Here is a 13,396-nt window from a genome sequence, read left to right as displayed (position 1 = left end):
GCAGGCAGGACAGGACAGGGAAAAATCGGGAAGATTTAGTTAGGAAGTGATTGTATGGGTCGAGAACAGGGACTCTCTTTAAAACAGGTACCAGAATGCTCCAGAAATCTGTACTTCATTCATGAAGGGCAGCTGATCACGGTCAAATCTCTGTCCCAGTACCCCATCGGACGAAGTCGCATCTGGCTTTCGGATCGATACAGCTTCATCAACCTCTGGTTTGAACGCAACGAAAAGGAGCAGAGAATTTCCATTTTTGGAAACGGGCGGCTGAAAGCCTGGGATCAGACGCAGCCGCAGACGAGTCTGGATCTTCAGAATCTGGAAGCCTTTGAAATTGAATTCGGTTCGATTCGGCTGCAGGTTCTGCTGATCGAGGATGCGGAAGATACCGTTTTGATGAAAAACTTTCTCCTGCCGCGCACCGGTCAGATTCACATCGGCCGAATGTCAGAAAACGACATTCAAATCGATAATCCGCTCGTCTCCCGTCTGCATGCGACGATCGATCTTTCCTCGGAGGGCATGCATCTGCGCGATGAGCACAGTTCGTTTGGAACGCGCGTAAACGGCGAATTTGTTTCGCTGCGTTCGCTTCAGGCCGGCGACCGTCTGGAATTTCCAGGCTGTCTGATTGTCGTCGGATTAGGCTTTTTATCGATCCAGAGCCTGACCGAACATACGGTCGTGCGCTCCCTGACGCCTCTGACGGACCCCATTCAGTTAAAGGAATGGTCTTCTCTTCCCAAACCAAGGGAAAGCATCCCGTTTTTTCGCAAGCCGCGCGAACGTGCGTTTCATTTTGATCCCGTCAAAATTACCGTCGACCTGCCGCCCCTTTCCATGAGCGCCAACAAGATTCCTCTGCTGCTGCGCCTTGGCGGCCCGGCTGTGTTTTCCGGAATGAGTGCGCTCAATGGAAACTTCACGTCTCTGATCAGTTCGGTCATGTTTCCCATGCTGACTTCGAAGTTTACCGAGAAAGAACGAAAAGAATACGAAAACCGCCGGTATGTTCGCTACAACGAATATCTCAGTGAAATCCAGAATCAGATTGAAACGGTTCAGGCGATGGAACTGCAGGACCTCAACGAAAACAATCCGTCGGAAGACGATCTGTTCCGCTTTCTGCCCAGCCGTAGACGGCTGTGGGAAAGAAGACCGGTTCATCAGGACTTTCTGCGTCTGCGCATCGGCAAAGGAAAAGTTCCGCTCAAAAGTGAAATTCAGTATCCATCCCGATCGTTTGGCGTCGATGAAGATTCTCTGGCCCTCAAAATGTACGGGCTCGTCGAACAGGATTACGCCTTGACGGATGCGCCGATCACAGTCGATTTTATCGAGGATTACATTTGCGGCGTGCGCGGCAGCCTGCAGAGAAAGCTCTCCTTGTTTTACCGGCTCCTGTTTCAGATCTGCTACTTGCATGCGTCGGAAGAGCTGAAAATCATTCTGGTCATGGACCGCGATATGCTGGAGGAAAATCCGTTTTTAAAATTTCTGCCCCACATCTGGGATGACCGGCAGGAGTTTCGCTGGATTATTACCAGCGAAGCCGATGCAGCCGAAGCATCCAAGCGTCTGAGTGAACGAGTGGAAGAAGCGCAGAAAAAGGAAGGCCGCCGCGAACAGGTTCTGGAAAACCCGCCGTACTATCTGGTCTTCTCCTTTTCGCAGGAACTGCTTGAATCCGCAAAATCGCTCTGGACAGCAGTCACGGCCGGACACAACCTTGGCTTCAGCATTTTCAGCTTTTCGACCATCCTGCCTAAGGAGTGTACGAAAGTCTTTTCTCTCGAAGAGGGAGGCATTCATATTTTGCAGCTGGAACATCAGGAAAAGCCGGATCTGTTCTGTCTGGACGCTTCGATTTCCAGAAACGCTCTGATGAAGGCGTTCAGCGAAATTTCCAATATCCGCCGTCCCAAAGAGAAAAAGGAAGAAGAACTGCCGGCGATGCTGACCTTTCTGGAAATGTACAAAGCCGGCCGTATTGAACATCTCGATATTGAACAGCGCTGGAAAGATTCCAACCCGATGAAAACGCTGGCTGCACCAGTCGGTGTCCATCCCGACGGGTCTTTGTTTGAGCTGGATATTCATGAAAAAAAGCATGGCCCGCATGGCCTGATCGCCGGTATGACCGGGTCGGGTAAAAGTGAGTTCATCATTTCCTACGTTCTGTCGCTGGCCGTTAACTATCATCCGTACGAAGTCTCGTTTATTCTGATCGACTTCAAGGGCGGAGGTCTTACGGGCGCGTTTGTGGATCCGCAGCGCGGAATCAAGCTGCCGCATGTTGCGGGTACGATTACCAACCTGGACGAAAGCACGATGAACCGGGCTCTGGCATCGATCGAGAGTGAACTCAAGCGCCGCCAGAAAATATTCAATGAAGCCAAATCCATTGCCAACGAAGGAACGATGGACATTTACGGCTACCAGCAGCTTTACCGCCGCGGCGTTGTGAGCGAACCGGTTTCCCATCTGCTCATTATTTCCGATGAGTTTGCGGAGCTGAATGACCAGCATCCGGAATTTCTCGATCAGCTCGTTTCTACTGCACGTATCGGCCGAAGCCTTGGCGTCCACCTCATTCTGGCGACCCAGAAACCGGCGGGTGTCGTCACGGGTCAGATCAAAAGCAACACCAAATTCCGCGTCAGCCTGAAAGTTCAGGACCGCAGCGACTCCAATGACATGATCAACCGGCCTTATGCGGCCGAAATCAAGGAAACCGGCCGCTTTTACATGCTGGTGGGATACGACGAGTACTTTGCGATGGGTCAGTCCGCGTGGACCGGCGCCGAGTATAAGCCGTCCGATGAAGCGCAGTCTTCGGAAAACAAGGAAATCCTTTTTCTCGATCCCAATGGCGAACCGTATTTTAAAACCAAGCCGATTCAGACCAGACGGCAAAAAGGCCGCTCGCAGCTCGTTTCCTTAGTGACCTATTTGTCCGATCTGGCCAGACAGAAGGGAATCGAAGTGCCTTCCTTATGGCTCGACCCGCTCAATCCGCAGATCAGCCTGAGCTCTCTGAAGCAGCCGGAAGATTCCTATTCGGTAACGATCGGTCTGACGGATGATCCGGAAAATCAGGAACAGCTGCCCTATACGCTGGATCTGGCCAATGCGGGAAACATTTTAATTGCCGGCGAGCCGGGAACTGGAAAAACCTGGCTGGCGGAAACCATTCTTCTCACTTCAATCGATAGAAATTCACCGGAAGATCTGCAGTTTTATATTGCCGACCTGACGGGAAAGTCACTGGGCATGTTTTCCCAACTGAAACATGTCGGCATGTGCATGAGCCGACCTTCCGAAGAGGAACTCTGCCTGCTCATTCAGTTTGCGTACGATCTGCTCGAAAAACGCAAAAAACTGTTTGCGCAGTATAACCGGACGAGCTTTGCGTCCATGCGCCGAGTGCAGCGCCTTCCGCTGACGTTTTTTATCATTGACGGATTTGACGATTTCCCCGACAGGGGACAGGGCCGTCAGGCGCTCGATCAGCTTCTTCGGCTGCTGAGGGACGGACCGGCTTTCGGCATTCAGTTCATGCTTCTCGTCGCGGACGTGCGCAATGTGACCGCCAGACAGCAGAGCGTCATTCAGACGTCTTTGCCCTTACGGCTGACCGATATGTATCTGTATCAGGATCTGCTGGATATCCGGCCGAAGGCCTTTCCCGATCCGCTTCCCGGACGCGGCTACATCCGAAAGGACAAGCGGGTTTTAGAGTTCCAGGCAGCCGCGCTCGACCCTCAGCTCGATGACGCCGAACGCTACGGTCAGATCCTTTCGCAAATTGAAACCGCGAATACGATCTGGAAAGACGCAGCCGAGCCCGATCATCTGACGCAGATCGATCCGGAACAGACGTATGAGGAGTTCATCGCGCCGTTCAAACCAGAACGCATTCCGCTTGGAATTATCCGCAGCCGGCTGCGCCCGATTGCGCTGCCGTTTCAGCAGCTGAGCACCCTGCCTGTCTACTTTGGAAATCCAGACGCTGTGAACTACGTCATGGGCGCCATTCAGACCGCCGTCAAAAAGAGCGGGGGCTCTGTGATTCGACTGAGTGCTTCTGAGCTTCCCAAAACGCATCGAGAAGGAATCGAGTGGACAAAACTGACCGCTCAGACGGTGAACACGTTCGTCAATCAGCTTGCGAAAATCGCAAAGGAGCGCAAAACGATCCGCCTGGAAATCCAGAAGGAAAAAGGCATCGAAGACTGGAAAAAAGCCGCCAGCCTGAAAATCGTCCGCAAAGAGATGCGAAGAAGAACAGAGCCTCTGTTTATTCTCGTGGACGATTACGGGGATCTGATCCTGAATCTCAGTGCCGGATCTGCCGGACCTTTAAGCGGGATCATTAACAACACAGCCGGTTTCAATATTTATTTTGTATTCGGCTGGCATCCTCAGGACAAGGAACGCATTTCTCTGGCCAGCCGAAAACTGCACGAGACAGAAAAATCAAAGCTGGACGAAGGGAATCTGACCCTCGAGGAAGTAGAAGAACTTCGAAGATTCACCCTTGCCAATGACCCGGAACGCTTCGACGCTATGATGAAGTCACATTTCAAAGGGAAACTGACCCTGTTATTTGGCGGATGCTTTGACCGGCAGGATCTGGTGACTTTGCCGCGCGAATATTCCAGAATTGTCCGTCCATCCAAAACGCAAAATCTCAATAACGGGCTGATCTGGGAAAACGATCAGGTCGAAACCATTTTCCTTCCGCTTGGCGATTTAAGGAAAACCGCACAGGAAGATGAGGATGAACGGCCGGTTCTCAGCTAGACCGGCTGCGTGCATTTTGCACGAGATACGGGTCAGGAAAGAGAAAGGGATTGGAAAAGAGATGGTGATCGGGAAAGTGAAAAGTGATCTGATTCAGAAAAGATAAAGGACTCCGGGAAAGGAAAGACGGTTCAGAGCAGGCCTTCTTTCGGACGGAATGTCCCCTGAACGAACGAAAGCCAGGATGGATACGGCGGCGAAAATAGAGCTGCAAAGAAAGGAACTGTTTATGGAAAAAATACTGATCGATTTATACGTTCCTTCCATTCAGAAAACATACAACCTGATGGTTCCGGATTCGATGGACTGCAAGGAACTGACCCAGCTGCTCGCTCAGGCGGTTGAAAATCTGGCCGGCGGAAAGTATTACGCCTCCGAACAGGAAGTTCTGTTTAGTCAAAAACAGCAGCGCGTATTAAAAAGCGGCAACGATTTGAAAGATTATTCGATCGGTCAGGGGGATGTACTATATTTACTTTGATGCAGAACCGACAGGAACTATTCGATCAGATTCAAAGGCTGATCCACAGTATAGAAATGGACGTGGAAAGCTGGCAGCGCGAAACGGAGGGAGAATTTTCCCGGGAATACATTCACGCGCGTCAGGCTCAGCTCGAGCAGATCCGGCGCCTGAAAGAATGGCTGATCCGAAATGGTGAGTAAAACAAAGAAACAAGGAGGAAAGAACTATGAGTGGAAATTGGGAACTGGAAGTCGCAACAGAAGTTATGGATATGTCTGCCGAAGATCTTCAAAACATTGGAACTGTTATCCAGGAAAGCAGCAAAGCGGTAGACGCACTGATTGGAGAGCTGTACGAGGAAAGCGAAGGTACATTCTCGGATCACCTTAAAGAAGTCGGCAATGAGTTTGTAGATCTGGTGGATGCCTGTGTACAGGTCATCTGGGATCTGGCGAAGGGCTTTATCCGCGCTGGAGAATCCCTGGTCGGCGCGGAGAAAAATGCAACGGATTCCCTCCGCTCTGCCGGCATCGGAAAAGGCAAGTAATCGAAACTGTACATCTAAGTCAATCAGAAAATAGAAAGAGAACACATTAAAAGAAAGACTATGGAAAAACTGAAACTTAAAGTCTCGGAAGAAAAATATCGACAGACTCTCGACAAACTTGGAGCCGAACTGGATAAGATGCAGGGATATCAGAAAGACCTGCAGAAAGTTAAAGAAAATATGCAGAACGGCGTAATTGGCAACGTGGGAAACGACGCGGTCCGAAACCTGGATACCCATCTGCATAATGTGCAGACGGTAATCACGAAAACCATTGCTGCCAGAACCCAGATTGAAAACTATCTCAATTCCATGACCCAGACACAGAGCACCATCACGGATGATCTGAAGGCGCTGGAAGATGAGGCGAATGCGATCTTCGGATAAAATTCGAACCTCGGCACGACAGCTCCATCGCTCCAGAGAGACTCTTCTGCAGGAGAGAAACCTTCTTCTTTCCATCATCGCAAATCTGAGACAGTCACCTGAACTCCACGCGGCTGCCCATCCGTGCGAAACGCTGATACAGGAAAATCAGAAGCTCCAGCAGCTCCTCGAAGACTACGAATCGGCAATGACCCGTACCCTTCAGGATCTGGAAGAGAGTCTGAAACGATGTGAAGAAAGCGCTCTGGATCTTCAGCGACAAATGAAATAAAACCGTTTTTTCAAAATGACGTCGAGCCAGGACGAAAAAACGGCATCCATAATTTGTTTCAGCGATCCGCCGGGTACAGCCCGACTGGATCGCACCTGACGAAACGTGGTTCGACAGCGAGCCACGTTTCGTATATCTGCCCCCTTCTTTGGAATCCGAAAAAAGGATAGGCAGACCACGATAAGCCATAAGGAAGGACACATGAAAAAAGCAAAGTGGATTTCTGTTTCGTCACTGGATATCCCGCCGGTTTCCGCCCGTATTAGCGGGCTGATTCCGATCGTGGTTCCCAGAACAGCCAGCGATCCCATTCGACATAAAGCCGTAGACAGCGAAGAAAAGGAAATCTGCGGCGGCGATTTCTCAAACATCCATTCCCAGACCGAACCCGAACCGTTCGTTTTTCCGGAAGAAAAGCCTGCCGGTTTTCCAGCTTTCGAATCCGCAAAAAACGAAACCACGTCATCCAAAAAAGACATCTTTGATCAGATGTTCCGGGAATTTTCCTCAGATTCCAAAGTGGAGACGGACCTTTTGAGCAAGAAGGCTCCAGAAATCATACCGGAACGTCCAGCAGAAACCATCGTGCAGGATAAAGCGGATCCTGTCGAAACTCAGCAGGAACAAAATTATCAGGAAGTCGAGGAAAAAAAGGCGGAAGATACGGCTATGCGAGATCTGGATGACTTGCTGGACTTCAGAACCGATCCAGCCCCAGAGGAAGCCGCCGAAGCTGCCGAAGCTGTCGAAGTGCTCGCTGAAATACCGAAAAGTTCTGACGATGGTATGGTACAAAATTCCGATTCCATCCCAGAGCCCGAACCGATCGTGCGTTCCCGGTCAAACTGGTTTTTGCGTCATATGAATACGGGCATTCAGATTCGCCTGCAAAAAGAGCTGCTGATCGGATGCGGAAGGCAAAGCGACTTTGTCATCGATTTTGATACGACACTCTCTGAGCGGCATGCCCGGCTGACGCTGGAAGAGAATCGCGTTATGGTGGAAGATCTCAATTCTTCTTCCAAGACGTTTGTCAATTATCAGCCCGTCACGCAGAAATCGGAAATCCGAGACGGACAGATTCTTCGCCTTGGCTCCAATCAGCTGTTCCAGCTTGAACAAAGCAAGGAGGATTTGCGTCATGAACCGATTTGAAGGCGTATTGATCGGCACAGACTCATTCCATAAGGGAGAAGCGGTTCTGCTGCACCATCTGGAAGAAGTGTTCGTGGAGATGGAGGAAGAGCCGGAAGTCGTTCTGGAACAGAGCGAAAAGGCGTCTGTCGGCATTTTTTACGATTGTGATCTGGGCATGTATGGAATTGAGCCGTTTGAAAACCGGGCTGTCTTTTTAGAAAGCGGGCAGCCGCTGGGGAAACATCGTCGATATTACCTTGGGCGGGATACGGCGATCTATTTGAAGCAGCGCGAATTTGCGATTGTACTGGGGTAAGACTATGAGCGGAAATAATAAAACAGTTTTTATTCGAATGCCAAAAGCCGATCAAGGGGAATCGTCTCTGGAAGCCCTCGATGCGGCGTACCGGGAACTGGGCAAAGCGTTTTATGAAAATCGTTTCGAAGAACCGACGCCAGAACTGATTCTTTATTTTGATCAGATTACGCATCTTAAAGAACAGCTCAAACTGCGGGATCGTCATACTGAGACGATGGACCTGCCAAAACCGGAACCTGCCGCTTCAACCGGCGGCATATTTGACCAGCTTCGCTCAATCGATCTGGACAGTCTCGATAATCTTGAGAGTCTGGACAGTTTAGATGGACTCGAAAGTCTCAGCCCGTGTGAAGATCTGGATTCCAGAAACAAAACCGGAAACGGCGATTCAAACCGTTCAGACCCGTTCGAGCAGCCGATGACGTTTAAATACTGCCCGTTCTGTGGCACCAAACTTCCGCTGGATGCCCGTTTCTGCGGCAACTGCGGAGAGTCCTGCGAAGAATAACGGGTTTCGCAAATCGGACAGAAAAAGAAGAGATACTGTACGTAAGGGGACAGCTCTTCTTTTTTTTTTGGTCATAAGAAACGGCGATGAATACGGACCAGAAAAATCGAGGGAAAAGGAATGGACTTTGTCAGAGGATCTTTTGCGTTCGACTATTTGAAATGCCCGATTTTTAAGAATTCGTCAATTGTCTGCTCAGTCCGTTACAATAAAGCCGATCGTTTACGATTTGCAGGAGGTTTAAAAATGACACAATCCACTACAATGGCTCTGACTCGATCCAGGCCAAAAAAGAAAAGGGGCCGAGATGCCCGCGTAGAACTGGTTCGGCTGATCGCCTGTCTGATCGTTCTGCTCTGTCATTCGTATCCGCCAGTGATCATTAACGGCGAACCGGCTTTTGGCCGTGTCTTTATTGCCTGCCTGGCAGCGGATGGCGTTGGTATTTTCTGGATGGTCATCGGCTGTTTTCTGTTTTCCAGTACGTATGGCAAAACGCTCAAGCGAGGGTTTACCCGGATTTTTATTCCGCTCGTTCTGGCGAGTCTGCTCGGCATTGCGATGAACAGTCTGCCCCTGCCCGGATTTGTCCCTTCGGATATTCCGGCGGTATTGAATGATTTTCTGCAATGGCGAAACGGTGTAATCGGCATGGATCATCTGTGGTATTTGTACGTCAATCTGCTCGTCTTTCTGTTCTTTCCGGTTTTGAAATGGATTGCGGACGGGCTGGATCGATCCCGAGTCGCCACCATTCTTTTTATGGCTGCTACGTTAGGGTTCTTTATTGTGAACGATCTGACGTCCAACCATCTCGCCGGCTTTTCTCACTATCTGTTCCGAGCAGCCATTCCGGCTTCCATCGAAGTGATCTGGGGACATATTCTGTATCGAAATCGAAAACACTTTCACGGCTGGATCACTGCCGCTGCGGCACTGGCCGGTTTCGTTTTCCTGAATCTGGCGCGGGCCAGGGTCCAGATGAAACATTTTGCGGCAGATCCGGGCGATGCGAGCGCGCTGTACTGGTATTCCGCCTGGGGCATGCTGGCCTCGGCACTCATTCTGATTTTTGGTCTGGCAGCCATTCGCCCCAGAAAAGGCGCTAAAAAAGCGGTTGAAGCGGGTGCAGAATCGATGATCTGTGCAGCCGCTTCGTATTCTTTTCTGATCTATATTGTTCACTTTCCCATTTTGCGCATTCTGACCAGCGTAGGATTTACTCAGTCTCTGCAAAATCTGATTTTGAAAAGCAACGGTTTCGCTTTCAGTCTGCTCTATACCCTTTGCATGGAGGCGATTCTCTTCGTGCTTTCCTTTATTCTTTCCTGGATTGTGAAATGGCTGTGGAAGGGCATCAAGATGCTCTTTCAGCCGGAAAAGGTCTATGGATAGAGCGTGAAAATTCGTTTTAAGTTAAGTAATGAATTTGCCTGTAAAAGCGTAAATGTCTGGATCAGGCAGTTCAGGATTTAAGGAGTGACATGTATGGAAACAAAGAAACAGACAATTTACCCTGGCCGAATCTATCGTCATTTCAAAGGCGATCTGTATCTGGTCGAAGCCATTGCCCGAAACGCGGATTCCGCTAAGGAAATGGTGATCTACCGCCAGCTGTATGGAGACGGTTCACTGTGGGTACGCGAACTGGATGAGTTTGCTTCCCCGGTGGATCATGAAAAATATCCAGAAATGAAACAGACCTGGCGCTTTGAACTCCAGAAGGTGGAGTCGACAGCCAGACATTCGTAATGAAAAGGCAGGTACCGACGATAAAGTCGACACCTGCCTTTTTATTTGAGGAATGCCTGTACTGGGTTTGAAAAATCAGAAGATTAGATAGCCGCTTTGGAAGCGGCAGCGGCTGGATCGGCAGCCGATTTGCGTACGGTCCGTTTTATACGGGCTGTTTTCTTTTTTGGCTTGCGGGACAGAGCGCTCAAAAGCAGAACGCCAAGAAGGAACGGCCACTGATACGTATAGATAAAGGAATAGCGCAGCAGGGAAACAGGCCCAAGCAGCATGGTCAGAATATACAGAACGGTATAGAGGCACGCGGTTGCCGCAAACTTGCTTCGGAAGAAAATAGCATAGCCAAGAAGGAAGATCACCAGATAAAGGGTAATGCCGGGGTCAAAGAAACGCAGCCACAGCGGACAGTTGTCAAAGGTGGCCGACTGCATTGCAATGCCGCGCAGTTTGTCGCGGTAGCCGGGAAGCAGAGAATAGGAAGCGATATGCTGCTTATCCGCGTAGTCTTCGTAGCTCGTCATAACAGAGAGCGCATTGTACTCTCCATAGCGCATATCGAAATAGGGAGCGGTCAGATAGGCGGCTGCCTGAATCGCGCCGCGCCAGTCTGTTGTCAGTACCCGCAAATACAGGGAAATAAACTGTCCCGGATTTTCGGAGAACTTTTCGTTGTAAAAAAGATCCTTGGAACTGTCTGCACTGAACGGATCCAGCTGATCGGGCGTAAAGTCATCGAAATAGCTGTAGGCGAGAGCCTCGTCTTCTTTGGAAATGAACTTCTCTTCGATCTGATCGTTGCGGTTCAGTTCAAAGGCAAGCTGATGAATCGGCAGAGCAAGCATTTCCCGGGGATTGTTAATCTTGATGCCGGCAATGGAAGGGACAAGGGAAGTAAGCAGCCAGCCCAAAACAAGTATGGAAACCTGAGAAATCATAAAAAGCTGAACAATGCGCTTCTTTCTGTCTTTTAGATAGACAAAGAAGAGAAGGATCAGACCGAGTATGGCCAGGTATAACCCCTGATTGCGCAAAAGACACATGAGAACGCCCCAGCCGATAATCTCGGCTGTCTTTTTCAGAAGGGAAGACGACGCTGCAGATCTGTCTTTCTCCCGAACAGCCTTTGGATTTTCTGCAGGTGAGGAAAGATCGGCTCTGGCGCTTTCGGAGGGCTTTGGCGGGAAGAGAAGCGAGCAGATCGAAACAATAAATAAAAGGAGAGCCGGAGCGAACATTATATCCTTGGTCGTATAGCACACGAGCATCTGCGAGAAAGGCGAGACGGCCATAAAAAAGGAAGTCGTGATCAGAATCCAGGCGTTGAGGCCTTTTCGATAGAGATACAGCATCGCTTTGGCGATCGCATAGGCGCAGAACACGATCTGAAAGAAGAAAATGTAAATACCGGTCCCTGCGTTCGGGTTGTGAAAGAGAATGTTTCCGAGTCGGAGCAGGGAGCCAAGCAGAAGGGTATGAAGCCACGGATGATGCGTCGTGAACGGCAGATCGCCGTTATACATCGCCAGCTGGATCGGGGCATCCGCGCCAAAGGTTCCTGGGAAAAACGCCAGGAACGCCGGCATCCAGGTCACAATCATCAGCAGCAGGACGCTCCAGAACAGAAAGCGTTCCTGTTTTTTTGTTGTGGATGAATGAACCAGAAGGGATCGCCTCGAGCGCAGATTGAACTTTCTGTTCAGGACGGTAAAGAGAAAGGCAATAGCCAGAAAAAGAAGGCTATAAAAAAGAAGCCATAAAACATAGGATTTAAAAAACGGAGATAATCCGTACTCCATCAGTTTTGGCCAGGAAGCAAACAGGGAAAAGAACAGAGATGTCCAGATCCACAGTCCGCGCATGGATTTGCTCATCGTAGAATCCTCCAGTCGGGATGAGAAGCATCCGCAAAGCGGGAATGAACCGTTATCGAGTGAAGAAACGCTTTAGAAATGCTTTAAAGGGATCATTTTAAAAAGAGATCGGAGAAATCGAGTCCGATTTTCAGCCGGTAATAGAGAAAAAGACTTCGTGAGTTCTGTTGAATCCAGAAAAAAGCCGGTGTTTCTTTTACAGAATAATCCGGAGTTTCTTTTACAGAATAATCCGGAGTTTCTTTTACAAAATAATATGGTACGGAAGGAGAAGAAGCCGGTCAAATTCAATGTAGACTCCAGGACGTTTCCTTTGGACAGGACTGAATCCATGAAAATCATACAGACAAAGAAAAAATGTCAGACAGGAAAAAGGGAAAACCATAAAAAAACGAACCGGAATTTCTTTAAGAAATCCCGGTTCGGATTGTTTTCAATGGCGGAGTCGCAGGGATTCGAACCCTGGGTAAGCTTTCGCCTACACAGCCTTTCCAAGACTGCACCTTAAACCGCTCGGACACGACTCCGTTCGCTTAACGCTCGTTTATATTACCAAAGCCCTCTCGACAAAGTCAAACAGGAAATTGAAAAATAGTTAGGATTATCTAATGCATTTTCGAGGGGCCGAAAAAGGCAGAATCCCGTTTTCTTCTTTCGGATCTTCTTTCGATCCTGTTTCGTATCTGTTTCGTCCTCGCGCTTTATGAAAATTCTCCCCCTCGTCCGGGCAGCCAATTCGGTTCGGTAAAATTCGATTGTTCAGGAAAAAGGCGGACTGGAAGAAAAAGGAGGGGATGAAAAGCAAACGCTGCCTGGATGTTTCCGACAGAGGAGGCAAGTAACCCGGGATCGAAATCGACAGAAATGAAAACAGAATAAATATGGATACTGTCCATCTCCATCCAGTCATGCCCTCCTTTGTGCGCATTGAAGGATTTGATGGAGTCAGGAAAAAGGCCGAAATTATTTCACATGAATTCGACAATTCTTCCGACAATTTGCTCTAATTTGCACACAGTTTGTCAATACTGCAAATGGGCGGGCAAAGCCCTTGTGAACCCGATTATAATTTGTAGGACAGCTATATTTTTACGCAAAGGTTAGATTGATATATTCAAACGAAACAAAAATAATCGCCTTTATTTGCTGAATACGCACAATTACGATTGTTCGACTGCTCAGCGCCCGCTTTTGGACCCAGCGGATTTCATGCCTGAAAATCGACTTCTTTTCGCACGATGAGTGCAGATACGTTTTCTGGCAAGCCTTCTCAAGTCTGCAAATCGGTTTTCAGGTCGGCTTAAACTGCAAGTTTTCATTCATGGAAAGGAA

The 13,396-nt window shown here is 49.3% G+C and carries 13 protein-coding genes and 1 tRNA gene; 11 read left to right on the top strand and 3 right to left on the bottom strand.

Annotated features, from left to right (window positions below; translation table 11 throughout):
* Nucleotides 1-54: 54 nt before the first annotated feature.
* The 11 genes from essC to Afil_RS01555 all read left to right on the top strand — a co-directional run bounded on the left by essC (nt 55) and on the right by Afil_RS01555 (nt 10,193).
* The gene (essC, locus tag Afil_RS01605; protein ID WP_230266782.1) at nt 55-4,809 is read left to right on the top strand and encodes a type VII secretion protein EssC; all 4,755 of its coding nucleotides are present in this window, start codon (nt 55-57) and stop codon (nt 4,807-4,809) included.
* A gap of 229 nt (nt 4,810-5,038) precedes the next feature.
* Nucleotides 5,039-5,290 (top strand): hypothetical protein, encoded by a 252-nt coding sequence (locus Afil_RS01600; RefSeq protein WP_230266781.1) that lies wholly within the window; start codon nt 5,039-5,041, stop codon nt 5,288-5,290.
* Nucleotides 5,290-5,472, top strand: a complete 183-nt coding sequence (locus Afil_RS01595) for a hypothetical protein (RefSeq protein ID WP_230266780.1) — start codon at nt 5,290-5,292, stop codon at nt 5,470-5,472. The genes Afil_RS01600 and Afil_RS01595 overlap by 1 nt, the downstream gene beginning before the upstream one ends.
* A 26-nt stretch (nt 5,473-5,498) precedes the next feature.
* Nucleotides 5,499-5,819 (top strand): hypothetical protein, encoded by a 321-nt coding sequence (locus Afil_RS01590; protein ID WP_230266779.1) that lies wholly within the window; start codon nt 5,499-5,501, stop codon nt 5,817-5,819.
* A 60-nt stretch (nt 5,820-5,879) separates the two neighbouring features.
* Nucleotides 5,880-6,206 carry a hypothetical protein gene (locus Afil_RS01585; protein ID WP_230266778.1) on the top strand — a complete coding sequence of 109 codons (327 nt, stop codon included), beginning with the start codon at nt 5,880-5,882 and terminating at the stop codon, nt 6,204-6,206.
* Entirely contained in the window at nt 6,190-6,477 is a 288-nt protein-coding gene (locus tag Afil_RS01580) for a hypothetical protein (RefSeq protein ID WP_230266777.1), read from the top strand. The genes Afil_RS01585 and Afil_RS01580 overlap by 17 nt, the downstream gene beginning before the upstream one ends.
* A gap of 201 nt (nt 6,478-6,678) precedes the next feature.
* Complete coding sequence (locus Afil_RS01575; RefSeq protein WP_230266776.1) at nt 6,679-7,632, top strand: FHA domain-containing protein; 954 nt, start codon at nt 6,679-6,681, stop codon at nt 7,630-7,632.
* A complete protein-coding gene (locus Afil_RS01570; RefSeq protein ID WP_230266775.1) occupies nt 7,619-7,930 on the top strand; it encodes a hypothetical protein in 312 nt (103 codons plus the stop codon). The genes Afil_RS01575 and Afil_RS01570 overlap by 14 nt, the downstream gene beginning before the upstream one ends.
* Before the next feature lie 37 nt (nt 7,931-7,967).
* A complete protein-coding gene (locus tag Afil_RS01565; protein WP_230266774.1) occupies nt 7,968-8,441 on the top strand; it encodes a zinc ribbon domain-containing protein in 474 nt (157 codons plus the stop codon).
* A gap of 246 nt (nt 8,442-8,687) precedes the next feature.
* Complete coding sequence (locus Afil_RS01560) at nt 8,688-9,836, top strand: acyltransferase (RefSeq protein WP_230266773.1); 1,149 nt, start codon at nt 8,688-8,690, stop codon at nt 9,834-9,836.
* Nucleotides 9,837-9,929: 93 nt separating this feature from the next.
* A complete protein-coding gene (locus Afil_RS01555) occupies nt 9,930-10,193 on the top strand; it encodes a DUF1653 domain-containing protein (protein ID WP_230266772.1) in 264 nt (87 codons plus the stop codon).
* Between the two features lie 83 nt (nt 10,194-10,276).
* Here the strand turns inward: Afil_RS01555 and Afil_RS01550 are convergent, their stop codons facing one another.
* From Afil_RS01550 to Afil_RS01540, 3 genes are all read right to left on the bottom strand, one after another.
* Nucleotides 10,277-12,064 carry a DUF6020 family protein gene (locus Afil_RS01550; RefSeq protein ID WP_230266771.1) on the bottom strand — a complete coding sequence of 596 codons (1,788 nt, stop codon included), beginning with the start codon at nt 12,062-12,064 and terminating at the stop codon, nt 10,277-10,279.
* A 437-nt stretch (nt 12,065-12,501) separates the two neighbouring features.
* Nucleotides 12,502-12,591: transfer RNA gene (locus Afil_RS01545), tRNA-Ser, on the bottom strand.
* A 174-nt stretch (nt 12,592-12,765) separates the two neighbouring features.
* Nucleotides 12,766-12,966 (bottom strand): hypothetical protein, encoded by a 201-nt coding sequence (locus tag Afil_RS01540; protein ID WP_230266770.1) that lies wholly within the window; start codon nt 12,964-12,966, stop codon nt 12,766-12,768.
* Between the last annotated feature and the right edge of the window lie 430 nt (nt 12,967-13,396).

This window comes from Allobaculum fili (assembly GCF_020969955.1).
In the GTDB taxonomy this organism is placed as follows: Bacteria; Bacillota_I; Bacilli_A; order Erysipelotrichales; family Erysipelotrichaceae; genus Allobaculum; species Allobaculum fili.
This window is presented reverse-complemented; position numbering and strand designations above follow the sequence as displayed.